Annotated in this window: 11 protein-coding genes; 4 read left to right on the top strand and 7 right to left on the bottom strand. The window is 64.0% G+C overall.

The annotated features are described in order from the left end of the window. Positions 1-26: 26 nt before the first annotated feature. Positions 27-1076, top strand: a complete 1050-nt coding sequence (locus AAC014_RS16955; protein WP_339710896.1) for an efflux RND transporter periplasmic adaptor subunit — start codon at positions 27-29, stop codon at positions 1074-1076. Further along, entirely contained in the window at positions 1073-4147 is a 3075-nt protein-coding gene (locus AAC014_RS16950; RefSeq protein WP_339710893.1) for an efflux RND transporter permease subunit, read from the top strand. Before AAC014_RS16955 ends, AAC014_RS16950 begins: the two co-directional genes overlap by 4 nt. Here the strand turns inward: AAC014_RS16950 and AAC014_RS16945 are convergent. The 7 genes from AAC014_RS16945 to AAC014_RS16915 all read right to left on the bottom strand — a co-directional run bounded on the left by AAC014_RS16945 (position 4129) and on the right by AAC014_RS16915 (position 13240). Further along, positions 4129-4896, bottom strand: a complete 768-nt coding sequence (locus AAC014_RS16945) for an ABC transporter permease (protein WP_339710890.1) — start codon at positions 4894-4896, stop codon at positions 4129-4131. The two genes, AAC014_RS16950 and AAC014_RS16945, sit on opposite strands and share 19 nt — an antisense overlap. Beyond that, positions 4893-5828, bottom strand: coding sequence for an ABC transporter ATP-binding protein (locus AAC014_RS16940; RefSeq protein WP_339710887.1), 936 nt, complete (start codon positions 5826-5828; stop codon positions 4893-4895). The genes AAC014_RS16945 and AAC014_RS16940 overlap by 4 nt, the downstream gene beginning before the upstream one ends. A gap of 45 nt (positions 5829-5873) precedes the next feature. Then, positions 5874-6623 carry an FkbM family methyltransferase gene (locus tag AAC014_RS16935; RefSeq protein WP_339710885.1) on the bottom strand — a complete coding sequence of 250 codons (750 nt, stop codon included), beginning with the start codon at positions 6621-6623 and terminating at the stop codon, positions 5874-5876. Between the two features lie 68 nt (positions 6624-6691). Then, positions 6692-8062: a M20/M25/M40 family metallo-hydrolase gene (locus AAC014_RS16930; protein ID WP_339710883.1), complete on the bottom strand. Its 1371-nt coding sequence runs from the start codon at positions 8060-8062 to the stop codon at positions 6692-6694. Positions 8063-8107: 45 nt separating this feature from the next. Further along, on the bottom strand, positions 8108-8683 hold the full coding sequence (locus AAC014_RS16925; RefSeq protein ID WP_339710880.1) for a TetR family transcriptional regulator C-terminal domain-containing protein: 576 nt from the start codon (positions 8681-8683) through the stop codon (positions 8108-8110). A 252-nt stretch (positions 8684-8935) separates the two neighbouring features. Then, entirely contained in the window at positions 8936-11347 is a 2412-nt protein-coding gene (locus tag AAC014_RS16920) for a TonB-dependent receptor (RefSeq protein WP_339710877.1), read from the bottom strand. Between the two features lie 120 nt (positions 11348-11467). Next, a complete protein-coding gene (locus AAC014_RS16915; RefSeq protein ID WP_339710875.1) occupies positions 11468-13240 on the bottom strand; it encodes a sulfotransferase in 1773 nt (590 codons plus the stop codon). A 157-nt stretch (positions 13241-13397) separates the two neighbouring features. Between AAC014_RS16915 and AAC014_RS16910 the strand changes: the two genes are divergently transcribed. Both AAC014_RS16910 and AAC014_RS16905 read left to right on the top strand, forming a co-directional pair. Continuing rightward, positions 13398-14747 carry a glutamine synthetase family protein gene (locus AAC014_RS16910; protein ID WP_339710872.1) on the top strand — a complete coding sequence of 450 codons (1350 nt, stop codon included), beginning with the start codon at positions 13398-13400 and terminating at the stop codon, positions 14745-14747. A gap of 2 nt (positions 14748-14749) precedes the next feature. Next, entirely contained in the window at positions 14750-16024 is a 1275-nt protein-coding gene (locus AAC014_RS16905) for an FAD-binding oxidoreductase (protein ID WP_339710870.1), read from the top strand. Positions 16025-16059: the final 35 nt, after the last annotated feature.

Genomic DNA, 16059 nt, shown 5'->3' with positions numbered 1-16059 from the left:
CACGACTCGGAAGTGGATCCGCCGCTATGAACTCCGTTCGGCCCTTCGCAGCGGCCCTCTTCATTGCCCTCGCCGCTTGTTCGGCGGGCGATGAGGCGGCAAAGCCCTCCGAAGCCGCGCCAGTGCCGGTCCGCGTGGCCGAAGCTCGCCCCGTGGAGAGCGCCGACACCTTCCGCGCGGTCGGAACCGTAAGGCTGCGCCGCGAAATCGATCTGGGCTTCACGACACCGGGCCGCATCGCCGCTATCGCGGTGGAGGAAGGTGACCGCGTGCGGAAGGGCCAGCTGCTCGCTGCGCTCGACACGACCACCGTCGGTGCAGATCTCGCCGCCGCCGCCGCCGAACGCACCCGCGCTCAGGCCGATCTCGCCCGTGCGCGCGATCTTTTCGCGAAAGGCTGGGTCACACGTGCGCGGCTCGACACCGCCGAAGCCGCCTACCGCGCGGCGGCGGCCGCAACCACATCCGCCCAGTTCGCTGCCAGCACCGCCCGCATCACGGCGCCTGCGGACGGCCATATCCTCCGGCGCTTCGCTGAGGTGAACCAGGTCGTAAATGCCGGAACGCCGGTCATCAGCTTCGGCGATAATCGCGACGGCTTCGTGCTACGCGTCCCCATCACCGATGTGCAGGCCGCAGGTATCATCCGCACCGGCAGCGTTCCTATCGATATCGTGGCACTCGGCCCCGCCCCCCGTGCCGCACGCATCATTGAGGTTGCCGGCCGCGCCGACGAGCGCACCGGAACCTTCGCGGTCGAACTCGCACTCCCGCCCGATCCGGCGCTGAGGTCAGGCCAGATCGGCCATGCGACGCTCTCCATGCGCGGCGGCGGCCCGGAAACGATGCTCGTGCCGAGCAGCGCGGTGTTCGCGGCACGCGCCGGGGAGGCCTTCGTCTATGTGCTTGATGAGAGCGGCAAGCGCGTGAAGCCTCGCCGCATCGTCACCGGCGCCATGAATGACCGTGGCGTCGCCGTTCTCGCTGGGCTCAAGGCTGGGGAACGTATCGCCGTCACCGGGATCAGCCAGCTTACCGACGGCAGCCGCGTTACCCCAACCGTCTCCGGCACATGAACCTCGCCGGCTTCGCCGTCAGCCGCTGGCAGCTGACGCTCGTCCTCTTCACACTGCTTGCCGCGCTCGGCATCTACGCCTTCCTCAACATCCCGCGCGCCGTTGATCCGCACCTGCCGATCCCTGTCGTGCTCGTCGTCGCCTCGCAGCCGGGCGCCGATGCGCAGGATATGGAAGAAACAGTCGCAAAGCCGATCGAGGAGGTGATCAAGGGCCTCGACGGCATCGTTGACGTCGATTCCACCTCGAAGGACGGCACCTCGGTCATCACCGCGGAGTTCGAATGGGGCGGCGATCCAGAACAGCATTTCGACGAGGTCGTGCGCGAGATCGGCGCCATCCGCGACCGTCTACCTTCCGGCCTTGCCAGCCTCCAGTATCTGAAGGTCCGCACCAGCGACGCCGCCGTCGTCCAACTCGCGCTCGTCAGCGAAACCGCCTCGTGGCGGCGTATGGAAAAGTATGCGACCGACCTTTCCGAGCGTCTCTCGCGCGTCGACGGCATCCGCTCCACCGAGATTTACGGCCTGCCGAACCCGGAAGTCCGCATCGCCATCGATGGCGGTCGCCTCGCCGAGCTCAAGATTCCGCCCTCGTCGCTCGTCACCGCGCTCCAGAGCGGCGGCGTCGATCTGCCCGCGGGCGCCGTCCACTCGGGCGAGCACCGCCTGAACGTCGACGCCGGCGGGGCGTATCGCGACCTCGCCGAGATTCGTGCGGTGCCGATCCGTGCCGAAGACGGAACGCTGGTGCGTGTCGGCGACGTCGCCGAGGTAAACTGGTCCACCGCCGAACACACGCACATCACGCGGTTCAACGGCAAGCGCGCCGTGTTCGTCACTGCGATGCAGAAGGAGAACGGCAACGTCCTCGGCATCCGCAAGGAGATCGAGACGGCGCTCGCAGCGGCGCGCGACCAGCTTCCACCCGACATCAAGCTCGAACTCGGCTTCGATCAGTCGCGCGATATCCGCAACCGGCTTGATACGTTGGCGCGCGATTTCGGCATCGCGCTCGGCCTCGTGCTCATCACGCTGCTGCCGCTCGGGCCCCGCGCCTCGCTGATCGTGATGATCTCGATACCGCTCAGCCTCGCGACCGGCGTGCTGCTGCTGCACGTGTTCAATTTTTCGCTGAACCAGCTTTCCGTCTCGGGTTTCATCCTCGCGCTCGGGCTCATCGTTGATGACTCGATCGTGGTGACGGAGAACATCTCTCGCCACCTGCGCATGGGCGCGGAGCGCACCGCCGCCGCGCTTTCGGGCACAAAGGAAATCACCGCCGCCGTGTTCGGCTCCACCGGCGTTTTGCTGTTCGCCTTCCTGCCGCTGGTGTTCCTCCCCGGCGGGGCGGGCGAGTTCACGCGGTCGCTGCCGCTTGCGGTCATCTACACGGTCGGGGCGTCGCTCGTCGTTTCGCTCACGATCATCCCCTTTCTCGCCAGCCGCGTTCTGCGCCGCGACGATGATCCCGAAGGCAATGCGATCCTGAAGGCGCTCACCCGCGGTATCCACCGGCTCTACGGCCCCGTGCTGCACTACGCGCTCGAAAAACCGCAGCGCACCCTCGCGATCTCGATGGCGCTCTGCATCGGCGCGCTTGGCCTTATCCCGGTGGCGGGCTGGCAGCTCTTTCCCGCATCGGATGCGCCCTATTTCATGGTGGAGGTCGAAACCCCCGAAGGCACGAGCGTTGCCCAGACCGACCGGGTCGTCCGCCGCGTCGCCGCCGAAGTCGCGAAGGAAGGCAACATCGCCGCGCTCATGGAAAACAGCGGGGCGGGCAATCCCCAAGTCTATTACAACGTGCGCTCGCTCACCGAGGAATCGCGCAAGGGTGCGGTGTTCGTTGTACTGAACGAATGGATCGCGGACGAAAGCGAAGCGATGCTCGGTCGGCTGCGCGGTATCTTCAGCACCGATCCCGACGCCCGCATCACGGTTCGCATGTTCGAAAACGGCCCGCCGATCGATGCGCCGATCGCCATCCGCATCAGCGGGCCGGACAACAGCGTCCTGAAGATGATTGCGGGCGAGGTCGCAAAGATCATCCGAACCACACCCGGCACGCGTGACATCGACAATCCTCTTGCGGTCGACCGAGTCGATCTCGACCTTGGTCTCGATGCGGACAAGGCGGCGCTGCTCGGCGTGCAGCCGGGCGAGCCGCGGCGGGCGCTGCGTCTTGCCATTGCCGGGGAACGTGCTGCGAGCTTTCGCGACGACGAAGGAGACACCTATCCCGTCGTCGTGAGGCTTCCGATGGAGGAGCGGCAGCCCGTCTCCGCGCTGCAATCCGTTTACATCACCACCAGCAGCGGCAACGCGATACCGCTGGCGGAGGTCGCTAGGCCCTATCTCAAGAGCGTGCCGCCGCGCATCGATCGCTACCAGCTCGAACGCAACATCACCGTCACCGCGTGGACGCAGGCCGGCTATCTCACCTCCCGCGTCAACAAGGACGTCGTGGAGCGTCTGCAGAGCCTCACGCTGCCGCAAGGCTATGCGCTCGGCATCGGCGGCGAGGCGGAGGCAAGCGCACAGAGCTTCGACGGCATCGGCAGCATCCTGCTCCTCGCCGTGTTCAGCATCATGGCCGTGCTCGTCGCCGAATTCGGCCGCTTCCGCGAGGTTGCGGTGGTCGCGGGCGTCATCCCGCTCGGCATGTTCGGCGGCATCATCGCCCTGCTGCTCACCGGCTATCCGATGAGCTACATGGGCATCATCGGCTTCGTCGCGCTCATCGGCATCGAGATCAAGAACTCGATCCTTCTCGTCGATTTCACCTCGCAGCTTCGCGCGCGCGGACTCGGCCTTCGCGAAGCGATCGAGCAGGCGGGTGAAATCCGCTTCCTGCCGGTGCTGCTCACATCAGTCACGGCGATCGGCGGCCTGATGCCGCTCGCACTCGGCGGCTCGGCGCTTTATTCGCCGCTCGCATGGGTCATCATTGGGGGCCTCATCTCCTCGACGCTGCTCAGCCGCATTGTCACCCCGGTCATGTACCTGCTGCTGGCGCGGCCCCGCACGCGGAGACGGCGTAGACCCTTCGCTCAGCTCTTCAGCCGGTAGCCCGTCCTGAAGATCCACCAGACGACGGCAAGGCAGAGCGTCAGGAAACCCAACATCGCCGCAAGGCTGAGCTCGATGCTCACATCGCCCTGGCCGAAGAAGCTCCAGCGAAAACCGCTCATCAGATAGACGATGGGATTGAACAGCGTCGCCGTGCGCCACGCCGCGGGCAGCATGTCGATCGAATAAAATGCGCCGCCGAGGAACGTCAGCGGCATCACCACAAGCAGCGGAATGATCTGAAGCTGCTCGAAGTTTTTCGCCCAGATGCCGATGATGAAGCCGAACAGGCAGAACGTCACGGCGAGCAGCACCATGAACAGCATCATCCAGAGCGGATGCACGATGTCGATATCGACGAAGAGGTTGGCGGTCGCAAGGATCACGATGCCGAGGATCGCCGATTTCGTCGCAGCCGCGCCGACATAGGCGAGCACGATCTCGAACGCGGAGATCGGCGCGGAAAGCAGCTCGTAGATCGTCCCCGTCCATTTCGGCATGTAGATGCCGAACGAGGCGTTCGAGATGCTTTCGGTCAGCATCGTGAGCAGCATCAGCCCCGGCACGATGAACGCGCCGTAGGGAACCGTGCCGACCTCCTGCATCCGCGAGCCGATCGCCGAGCCGAACACGATGAAGTAGAGCGTCGTCGTGATGACGGGGGTGATGAGGCTCGTCCAGACCGTGCGGCGGAAGCGGGCCAGCTCAAACTTGTAGATCGCCCAGACGGCGTGGCGGTTGAAGATCATGGCCGCGCCTCCTGCCGCTGCGTCACAAGGCCGACGAAGATATCCTCCAGCGAACTCTGCTCGGTGTTCAGATCCTTGAAGCCGAGCCCGATGTCGCTCATCCGCCTGAGCAGCGAGGGCACGCCCGTGCGCTCGGCGTTCGCATCGAACTCGTACTCGATCTCGTTGCCATCCGCCTTCAGCTTCAGGTTCCACTCCGCCAGCTCTGGCGGGAGCGCGGCGAGCGGCTCTGTGAGATTCAGCGTCAGCGTCTTGCGGCCGAGCTTTTTCATCAGCGCGGCCTTTTCCTCCACGAGGATGAGCTCGCCCTTGTTGATCACGCCCACACGGTCGGCCATCTCCTCGGCCTCCTCGATGTAGTGCGTGGTGAGGATGATGGTGACGCCGCGTTCGCGCAGACCGCGCACGAGGTTCCACATATCGCGGCGCAACTCGACGTCGACGCCTGCCGTCGGCTCATCGAGGAACAGGATTTCCGGCTCGTGGGAGAGCGCCTTCGCGATCATCACGCGCCGCTTCATGCCGCCCGACAGCTCCATGATCTTCGAATCGCGCTTTTCCCACAGCGACAGGTCCTTCAGGATCTGCTCGATGAGTGCCGGGTCCGGCGCCCGCCCGAACATGCCCCGGCTCAGGCTCACCGTCGCCCACACGGTTTCGAAGGCGTCGGTGTGCAGTTCCTGCGGCACCAGCCCGATCTTCATCCGCGCGGCACGGTAGTCGCGCTGGATATGGTGCCCGTCGGCGATCACCGTGCCCGCCGTGGGCGTCACGATCCCGCAAACGATGGAGATCAGCGTCGTCTTGCCCGCGCCGTTCGGCCCGAGCAGCGCGAAAATCTCGCCCTTGCGGATTTCAAGATCGACCGACTTCAGCGCCGTGAAGCCGCCCGCATAGGTTTTGGAAAGGCCGGAAATGGAAAGCACGGACATGCGATGTGTTTAGACAGTTTTCAGAAAACGCAAAACCGTCTGCACTCACGCGCCAAGGAGCGGCGAACCTTTGGGCACGAAAACCGCGTCGATCGTCGAGAGCCTGCCGTTGCGCCCGAACTGGAGCATGTCCGTGATGTCGAACATTCGGAAACCGTAATCGTCCAGCGCCGAGATGAATGTCGCGAAATCGTATCCACCCTCGTACCGTTCTGCCACGGAGACTTCAGCGATAAGGCATTGTACATCCGGCAGCAGACCCGTCGCACCCGCCAACACCTCCAGCTCGAACCCCTCCGAGTCGACTTTCAGCAGGTAGGGTTTCGGCCATGCCGTGCGGTCGAACGAATCCAAGCGTTTGACCGGCACGGTCACAGCACGCGTCTCGCGCGTCCATCCACGGCGCGCGAACTCGTCAATTTGATGCGTCGATGGCGTAGACATCGTAGAACTGGTCGGGCGGCGTACATTCAGGTTGAGCACCATTTCAGACGTCGCGCGCCCCGCCGCCGCAAAATGAACTTCTCCCCTGCGGGCGGCCATCAGTTGATCGATGGGTTCCCGAAACCCCTCGTTGGGCTCCACGAGAACCGTGTAAGCATCCGGAAAGCCGTCCATCAACCATGGGGTGCCGTATCCAACGCCTACATCGATCACAGTTTGGGGGCTGAGACCCTTGGGGGTCATTGCCCGGAAAAACGCAGGCGCTTTCCGCAAAGGATGCTGGACGTCCTTCAACTCATACTCACGCCAACGTAGCGTGTCCGTGAAAGCCCGTTTCAGGAACGTCTTCATCGCGGTCTGTCCATAAATGCCCCGATGATAGTACCATCGGGGCGATAGACCGCAAAGCGAAGAGCGATCTATCGGGCGAGTGTCACGATCAACGTCCGGTAATGATCAAGCGCGGGTCCAATCGCGTCCACTGGCACCCGCTCGTTTAGACCGTGGGCATATTCGTCATCCGGCTTCATGAACAGGCCCGAGACCCCGTAACTCGGGATGCCGGAAGCGCGGAAGAACAGGCTGTCGGTGGTGCCTGCCGACATGCTCGGGATGATCGAAAGTCCCTTCGCGCGCCCATCGACAGCCTTGCGTAGCGCCGCGTCCAGCTCGGGAAGCAGCGGCGAAGTGGAACTTTGCGGGAACGGTTCCGGCAGTGTCACCACCACCTTGTCGCCCGCCAGCTGCTGCAGCCGCTGGCGCACCGCTTCGGGTGCCGTGCCGGGGAAGATGCGGCAGTTGATGTTGGCGACCGCACGCTGCGGCAGCGCATTTTCCGCGTGACCGCCGCTCACCATCGTCGGCACACAGGTTGTGCGCGTTTGCCCGATGTGCTCGGGGTACTTCGCGAGGATGTCCGCCGCAGCCGTATCGTTCGGGTTGGCCGCGAAGCGCGCCATCGCCTCGCCCGCTTCGCCCGGCGTCCGCTTCGCCGACGCCGCGAAATAAGCGCGTGTCGTCTCGCTGGTTTCGGCCGGAAACGGCGCTGCGGCGATCCGCTGCAGCGCGGCGCCCAGCATCAGGATTGCATTGTCGGCGCGCGGCGCGCTCGAATGGCCGCCCGGGTCGGTCACGGTCAGCTTGTAGTCGGCGTAGGTCTTCTCTGCCGTCTGCATCGTATAATAGAGGGGCGTCCCGTCTGCGCCGAGCGTTCCACCGCCGCCGTCACCGTTCAGCACCATCGCCGCGTCCTTGTAGCGGGGCGCGATGGCCGCCACCGTCTTCTGCGCGGTTTCCTCGTCGCCGGTAAGGAACAGCACGATGTCGCGGGATGGTTTGAAACCTTCGCGCTTCAGGTTCATCACCGTCTGCACGAGCATCACCACGTCAAACTTGTTGTCGCTGATGCCGCGCCCGAAGAGATAGCCCGCGTCTTCGGCCATCACGAACGGATCGCGTTCCCAGTCTTCGCGTTTCGCCTCCACCACATCCATGTGCGCGTTGAGCACGATCGGCTTCTTCTTGCCCGTGCCTTTCCACGTCAGAATCAGCGACGCGGTCTCGCCGAGCGGTTCGATGCTGATCTCGCTGTCCTTGAAACCGGCGCTCTTGAGTTCGCTTTCAAGATAGGCCGCGTACACCGGCACTTGCCCGCGCCCGGCGACGGTCGGAAAGGCGATCGATTTGCCGAGCATGGCCTTGGCGCCGTCGACCTGTGCAGGGGTTGCAGCAAGCGTCGGGGCAGCCGCCAGCAAGGCCGCAAGGACGAGCGAAGTTCCGGTTTTCAGCATTCGAAGAATCTCCCACCTGTTTTACAGGTGTAAGAAGTCGGTGCGTCAGTCGGCAAGCACTTTCAGCGGATCGCCGACCAGCGTGTTCAGCCACTTGTCGGCAATGCGCGCTGCCTCCTCGGGCGTGAAGCTCGATGCATCGAGACAAAGCTCAAGCCAGAGCCCGTCTACCAGCGCCGTCACGCCCACAGCCGTCAGCCGCACATCCACATGGCTCGCCTCGGGTCCCAGGATTTCCGCGACCATCCTCTCCACGGGCCGCCGGTGGCTTGCATAGTTTTCGGTGTGAAGCTCGCGGATTCGTGCGTCGCTCTTGATGAGGCTCCAGAAAGTGAGCCACGTTGCCAGCAGGTCCGGGTCCGCGATCGGCGGCTTGAAGCTCGCCATCACGAAGGCGCGAAGCTGTTCGCGCGGGTCCGGCCCAGCATTGTCCGCCGCCGCGATCATGTTCGCCACCAGCCGGTCGCCGACGTCGGCATAGGTTTCAGCGACAAGCTCGTCGATACCCGCGAAGTAGTGTCGCAGAAGCCCCGCGGAAACGCCTGCTTCGGCGCAGATCGTTCTTACGGAGGTGCCGCCGATCCCATAGCGGGCGAGGCAATGTGCAGTCGCATCAATCAAGCTTTGGCGACGAAAATCAGGATCCAGCCGTTGAAACTGTGCGCGTGCCAACCCTACCCTCCCAAAGCTGCGAGGGTCCTATATCGGCGTGTTAACCTTTTGTCGCGCTTTCTTCTCGTCTCACCGCTGCTTTTGACGGTGCACGAGCTGATAGGCCGGAAGCCCGGCGACCAGCAGCACGAGCGCCATCTGGAAACCGAGCCACCGAAGGCGGGAGCCCTGTGGTTCACACAAAGCCCCCGCCGCGCGGTATCAGAACTTGGTACCGACCTTGAGACCGATGGTGCGCGGCGTCGTTACCACCGTGTAGAACTTGCCGCCGATATCGGTCACGCCGTCGGGGTCCCCGCAGACGCTCTCGCCGCACTGAATCGTGCGCGTTACCTGCCCGCGCGAGTCGAACAGGTTGCGGGCGTAGAGTTCCACCGACCACGATCCATTGGTTACGCCCGCGCTGATGTCGACCGTCGTGTAAGACGGCAACGAACCGACAATGCTACGCTCGTAAAGGCGAAGATCGCTGGTTCGCTTGCCCTCGTAGACGAGGCCACCCTGCAGATGCGCCTCGAGCCCGCCCACCGGGAATTCGTAGCGCGCGAAGGCATTGCCCTTGAACTTCGCCGAGACGGGCAGACGCGTACCGGAAGGCGCCAGCAAAGCATTCTCTTCCTCCTCCGGCCCCGGCAGCGCGCAATCGAACTGCGCGTTCGCGATGAGACAGAAGTCCTTGGTGGTCTGCGCGTCGTTGTAGCTGAACCCCGCGTTGAAGGTCAGGCCTTCCGAAGCGCGGATGAAGATATCGCTTTCGATACCCCAGATGCGTGCATCGCCGGCGTTGCGCACCTCGGTGAGGCCGTTGGCGCCAAGGAACGAGAGCTGGATGTTGGTCCACTTCTCGTAATAGACTGCCCCGTTCCAGCGGAACGCACCGCCCGCCCACGTCGTCTTCCAGCCAAGCTCGTAGTTGTCGAGTTCATCCGCCCCGTATGGCGGCAGCGTGCCGCGGCGATTGACACCGCCTGGCCGGAAACCGCGAGACCATGTCGCATAGACCATCGCGTCATCGGTCAGCTTGTAGGTCGCGTTCAACTTGTGGATGAAGTCGGTGTCCGATGTCGTCTTGTCGAGGTTTGTGCAGGGGCTGCCCTTGATGGTCGGCGGAAGCAACTCACCTTCGCCGTCCGTGAAACACGCCGCAACACCCGTCCGACTGCTGAAGCCATCGCTGTATCCGAAGAAGCCTTCGAGCGAGTTCTTGTATTTGTAGACGCGGATACCGCCGCTCAGCGTCAGCTTCTCGGTCACGTCGTATGAAACCTCGCCAAACGCCGCGTAGTCGCGGTCGATGCGCAGCTGCTTGGTCAGCCAGATATTGCTGTCCGTGCTCGGCACAGTGATTGAATCGGCGATGTCGTCGATAATATAGTGCTGCTCGATGTTGTGCGACTGGCGCTGATAGAACACGCCGCCGATGAAGCGCAGCGGTTGATCCGCCGGCGAAGCGATACGCAACTCGTGGCTCTGCTTCTTAAAGCGATCGATGCCGATGATATACTGGTTCGGGTTCACCAGATTATCGTCGTTGTCGTAGAATGAACCGCCTGCCTCGTAGAGCGCATCATAGAAATACGCGTAATCGACATAATCGGATTCGCTGTTGATCTTGCGCTTCATGTAGGCGCCGGCATAGGTCAGATCCCAGCTGCCGATCTTGCCTTCGATGGTGAGTGCGGCCTGGAACCAGCGGTCGTTGTAGCGCTCGGGGTTGAATTGCTGCACCTGCAGCTCGCCAAGCCCGGATTCCTGGGCGAACGAGCCGTAGCTTTTCTGCTTCTGGCCCATCAGCGACGGCAGCACCGTCCAGTTCTCGTTGAGATCGATCTCTAGCGCAATGCGTCCGCCGTAGGTCTCGACGTCGTTGTAGTCGTCCTCGACATACGGCGCGTTGTTGAAGGTGATCTCCGATGTCGGGAAGGTCAGCGAGCCCGGGATATTGTCGATGTAGCCGCCGTCCTTGTCGTACCAACCGACGACGCGCACCGCCGCATTGTCCGAAAGCGGCGCGTTGATAAAGCCTTCGAGGACATAGCCTTCCTCGCCGTGCGCGACCGTGTTCACCTCGGCATCGACAGCGCCGTAGAAACCGCTCGTGTCCGGGCGGTTCGTCACGATCTTCACCGTGCCGGCCTGGCTTGATGCCCCATAGAGCGTGCCCTGCGGACCCGCTAGCGCCTCGACGCGCGCGATGTCGTAGATGTGGATGTCTAGGTTGCCCTGGATGGTCGTGATCGGCTGCTCGTCGAGATACATGCCGACCGACGGCAGCGAGGTCGAATGGTTCGCATTCTCGCCCGAGGCGACACCGCGGAAATAAACGTTCGAAGCGCCCGGCCCGAGCGACTGGTAGGAAAGGCTCGGCAGGTAGCGCGCATAGTCGTCGAAATCCTGCACCTGAAGCTGCTGGAGCTTCTGCGTGCCGAGCGCAACGACCGCGATCGGCACGTCCTGCAGGTTTTCCTCGCGCTTCTGCGCCGTGATGATGATGGTGTCGCCGATGGCCTCCTGCGCTTCCTGTGCAAGCGCCGGTGCCGTGAGCATGGTGGAACCGAGCAGCACGCCACTGGCGACTGCGGCCCTGATCGTCACATGATTTCGCAGGTGCATCCTTTTCCCCCTTTTCAGCTTTTGCTGTCCCGGGTGAAGAGTGGCGGCGCACGGAAGAGCGGTCAATTCGGGTCCGGCGGCTTTATTATACAGATGTCATATTGCTGGGCGGGCGTCACATTATTGCAACAGCGAAGCGACCGGCGGCACCCCCGGATACGCAGTAAGCACGGGTCCGAGACTTGTCTTCAGGGGCTCCAGCCAAGGCTCGAAAGCCTGCCATTGCTCCATACCATCGCGGTTGATCGGACGCCGCACCTGTTCGGAACTTGCCGTACGCACCGCGCGGTCGTTTTCGAAAAAGCGCAGGCACGCTGGATCAAACGGCACGCCGACATAATCTAGCAGCCGCCGCACCTCGCCTTCGGTATTCTCCACCATGTCTTCGTAGAAAACACGGTGCACGCGGCCCGGAAGCGCGTCGTCGATCACCGCCATCATCGCCACATAATCGCGGTAGTAACGGCCGAGGTCGGGAAGGTCGTAGCTGAAGCCCTGCCCCCGCGCGAAATGCTGCTTGAAGTTCGAAAAGCAGCAGCCGAGCGGGTGCCGGCGGGCGTCGATGATCTTCGCGTTCGGGAGGATCAGGTGGATGAAACCCGTATGCGCCCAGTTGTTCGGCATCTTGTCGATGAAAAGCGGACGTTCCGTCTTGCGCTGGATGCGCGTGCGCTCCAGGTATTCGGCACCAAGTTCGGCAAGCGCATCGGCGGAGAGGTCCGCAAGGCACGCCGGATAGGCCGTCTCCTCGCCGCGCATCTTGCGGCCGCCGAGACGCCGCGCCATCGCGGCGATGTCGGGCAGCTCCTGTGTCCCCTCGATCATCGGATGCGACGAGAGAATCTGCTCGATCAGCGTCGATCCCGCGCGCGGCATTCCAAGAACGAAGATCGGATCGGGCGCTGGATCACCCTGCCCCTTGCGCTCCGCGAAGAACGCCGCGTCCATCAGCGCCGCCGCCTCGCGGACGAGGCCGCTGATTTCACCCGAATCATAATCGAGCATCGCCTTGCGCAGCGCGTTGCCCTGCAGATAGTGGCCAAACGAACCTGCATGATCCTTCGCATCTTCCAGCGCTTTGCCGAGCGCGAAATGCAGGTGGAAGCGGTCGTCCTCGCTGATGCCGTCGCTCTCCAGCGCCGCACGCATCGTCGCCATGTCCGCATCGGTGAACTGCACGGTCTTGAGGTTGGCAAGGCTCCACCACACCTCGCCCAGCCCCGGCGCGCGTTCGATCGCCTTGCGGTAGGCGGCGATCGAATCCGCCTGCCGGCCCACGGTTTTCAGCACGTGGCCATAGCTCATCCACACGCGCGGCTGCGCCGGATGGGTGGCAAGCACGGATTCGTAGAGCGCGATCGCTTCCTCATAGCCGCCGATCCGTCCCAGCGCCGCGGCTTTGAGGTTGCGGTGGGCGGCATTGTCGGGGTCGTCCGAGAGCAGCCGGTCAAGCTCCGCAACAGCATCGGCGGGATTGTTTTGCCGGTAGAGCACGGTCGCCAGGTTGGCACGCGCCGCGCCAAATGCGGGCGCGAGTTCGAGCGCGCGGCGCAGCAGCTTTTCGGCGTCCCCGTAGCGCCCTAGCCGCCCCGCGATCTCCGCCATCATGCGGATCGCTGCGACGTCAGTGGGCTTTTCCTTCAGCCGCGCACGAAGGATGCGTTCGGCGATCGGGATATTGTTATCGAGGAGCGCGGCAGCCGCCTCGACGAGCACCGGGTCGCGCGTCGAGGCCTGGATCGCGCCCAGTTCGGCCTCCTCGGCTGCCGCCTCCTCGCCCATGCCGCGCAGCGCAGCGCCGAGCGCACGAAGGGCATCGGCGTTGCCGGGGTGCGTTTTCAGAAAGGTGCGAGCGCGTTCGGCGCGCTGACTGAGATCCGGTACGGTTGACATGCGCGTGAACCTGCTGAGCCCTGCGCGACCGGTCAAGCTGTCTGTCGATAGCAGTTGCTCCCATCGGAAAAACCGATACCCCGTGCTCCAGCAAATCCCTCTGGCCAAGCGCCTGCCGCCCGCGCAGTATGAAGGCCAGACGGGGGTTTATCCGATCATGTCAGCCGAAATTGCAAATTGGATCAGTGAACGCGGTATCAGCGAGGTCGAGTGCATCGTCCCCGATATGAACGGTATTCAGCGCGGCAAGGTTCTGCCTGCCGGCAAGTTCCTGAAGTCGCTCACAGACCAGACCCTCCGCATTCCGGGCAGCGTCTACACCGTCACCGTCACCGGCGAATATCCGGACGACATCAACCACATCATTCCCGACTACGACCCAGACATGGTGATGGTGCCCGATCCGTCGACGATCCGCGAAGCGCCGGGCTTCAAGACCCCGACCGCCTACGTCATCGCGGACGCCTACACGCGCGAGGGGAAACCGCTCGGCATCGCGCCGCGCATGATCCTGAAGAAGGTGCTCAACCTCTATGAGCGGCGCGGCTGGAAGCCGGTGATCGCGCCGGAGCTGGAATTCTACCTCGTCTCCAAGAACCTCGATTCCGATTTTCCGCTCACACCGCCCGCGGGCCGCTCGGGCCGGTCGGAAACCGCGAGCCAGCCTTACGGCCTCGAAGCGCTCGGCGAGTTCGAGGACATCATCGAGCACATCTACGACTTCTGCGAGAAGGCCGAGCTCAACATCGATACGATGATCCACGAGTCCGGTGCCGCGCAGCTCGAGATCAATTTCGTTCACGGCGATCCGCTTGCGCTCGCCGATCAGGTGCTGCTCTTCAAGCGCATCGTGCGTCAGGTCGCGCTGGAGCATGGCGTCTATGCCACCTTCCTCGCCAAGCCGATGTCTGACCAGCCCGGCAGTTCGATGCACATCCACCAGTCGCTGCTCGACAGCGACACGGGCCGCAACCTGTTCACCACGCCGCAGGGCCGCGACAGCGCACTGTTCCGCAGCTATATCGCAGGGCTCGTCCGCCTGCTGCCACAGATCGCGCCGATGTTCGCGCCGAACGTCAATTCGTTTCGCCGGATGCGGCCCGATAGCGACGCGCCGATCAACGTGCAGTGGGGCAGCGACAACCGCTCCTGCGGGCTTCGCATCCCGGTTTCGGACGCGAAGAACCGGCGCATCGAAAACCGCCTGCCCGGCGCGGATTCGAACCCTTATCTTGCGATCGCCGCCTCGCTCATCTGCGGCTATGTCGGCATGACCGAGCGGATGCAGCCGCCCAAGATCATGCAGGGCAGCGCCTACAACCGCGCGCGCACTCTGCCGCGCACGCTCGAAAGCGCGCTCGATCGCTTCAGCCACTGCAAGGCCGTGCGCAACCATCTCGGCGAGGATTTCTTCGACGTGTTCTACGCGATCAAGGAATCCGAGCTGTTCGCGTATCAGTCGGTGATCAGTTCCTGGGAGCGCGAACACCTTCTGCTGAGGGTCTGATTTTGGCCGAGCCACACGCGCCATCGTACTACGCAGCAACCGCAAACGTTTTCCCGGCCCAGCCGCAGCTCGCAGGCAGCACCCCCGTAGACGTATGCATCGTCGGCGGCGGCTACACGGGCCTCTCCGCCGCGCTCTCCGCCGCCGAAGCCGGCTACGCCGTCACCCTCGTCGAGGCGCACCGTATCGGTTGGGGCGCTTCGGGGCGCAACGGCGGCCAGATGATTCCCGGCCTGCGCTGGTCCGCGAACGATCTCGTGGAGCGCTTCGGGCAGGAAGCCGCCCAGCGCCTGTTCAGCGTTGCCGCTACAGCGCGCACGCGCGTCCACGATCGCATCGCCCGGCACGGCATCGCCTGCGATCTGCGTCACGGCCACTTCACCGCCGCCTGCAAACCCGCCGACCTCGCCGCCATGGAGCGCGAGCTCGAGTGTCTCGACTATGTGATGGGCTACGACGCCGCGCAGATCGTGCGCCCGGAGCAGACCGCCGGGATCGTCTCGGCGAAAGGCTATCACGGCGGCATCTACGATTCGGCAGGCGGCCACCTCCACCCGCTGAATTACGCGCTCGGCCTCGCCGAAGCCGCGCACGCGGCCGGCGTCCGCCTCTATGAAGGTTCGCCCGTCGTCCGCATCACCGGCGGTGATCGCCCCGGTGTCATCACCGCGCACGGTAGCGTATCCGCGCGCTACGTGGTCCTCGCCTGCGACGCGTTCACGGCCGAGATCGACGCGGACCTCGGCCGCTACACGATGCCGGTGGCCAACTACAATATCGCGACGCAGCCGCTCGGCGAGGAACGCGCCCGCGCACTCATCCCGTCGGGCGCAGCTATCTCCGAAAGCCGCTTCGTCCTCAATTACTACCGCCTTTCCGCCGACAACCGCCTGATCTTCGGCGGCGGCGAGAAATACACGCCGCGCCCGCCGCGCGACGTCGCCGGCTTCGTGCGGCCCTACATGGAGGCGGCATTCCCCGGCCTTGAAGGCATCGGCATCGATTATGCATGGGGCGGCCTCGTCGGTGTCACCATGAACCGGCTTCCGCACTTCGGCCGCAAGGGCAATATCTTCTACGCGCACGGTTACTCGGGCCACGGCGTCCTGCTCTCGACGCTCGCGGGTGAACTCATCACCGAGGCGATGCGCGGCACCGCCGAGCGCTTCGACCTGTTCGCATCGCTGCCCGTCAAGCCCTTCCCCGGCGGGCCGCTGCTGCGCCATCCGCTCTATGTCGCCGGTATGCTCTGGTACGCGCTGAGGGACCGGCTGTGATTGCGCCCGCCACCGCCCGCGGCAATGTCTTGGGC

It is taken from the genome of uncultured Sphingosinicella sp. (assembly GCF_963974575.1).
Lineage (GTDB): Bacteria > Pseudomonadota > Alphaproteobacteria > Sphingomonadales > Sphingomonadaceae > Sphingosinicella.
This window is presented reverse-complemented; position numbering and strand designations above follow the sequence as displayed.

Bases quoted from the DNA above. Each gene is read 5' to 3' on its own strand.
- AAC014_RS16955 (WP_339710896.1), top strand. From the start codon at position 27: ATGAACTCCGTTCGGCCCTTCGCAGCGGCCCTCTTCATTGCCCTCGCC.
- AAC014_RS16950 (WP_339710893.1), top strand. From the start codon at position 1,073: ATGAACCTCGCCGGCTTCGCCGTCAGCCGCTGGCAGCTGACGCTCGTC.
- AAC014_RS16945 (WP_339710890.1), bottom strand. From the start codon at position 4,896: ATGATCTTCAACCGCCACGCCGTCTGGGCGATCTACAAGTTTGAGCTG.
- AAC014_RS16940 (WP_339710887.1), bottom strand. From the start codon at position 5,828: ATGTCCGTGCTTTCCATTTCCGGCCTTTCCAAAACCTATGCGGGCGGC.
- AAC014_RS16935 (WP_339710885.1), bottom strand. From the start codon at position 6,623: ATGAAGACGTTCCTGAAACGGGCTTTCACGGACACGCTACGTTGGCGT.
- AAC014_RS16930 (WP_339710883.1), bottom strand. From the start codon at position 8,062: ATGCTGAAAACCGGAACTTCGCTCGTCCTTGCGGCCTTGCTGGCGGCT.
- AAC014_RS16920 (WP_339710877.1), bottom strand. From the start codon at position 11,347: ATGCACCTGCGAAATCATGTGACGATCAGGGCCGCAGTCGCCAGTGGC.
- AAC014_RS16915 (WP_339710875.1), bottom strand. From the start codon at position 13,240: ATGTCAACCGTACCGGATCTCAGTCAGCGCGCCGAACGCGCTCGCACC.
- AAC014_RS16910 (WP_339710872.1), top strand. From the start codon at position 13,398: ATGTCAGCCGAAATTGCAAATTGGATCAGTGAACGCGGTATCAGCGAG.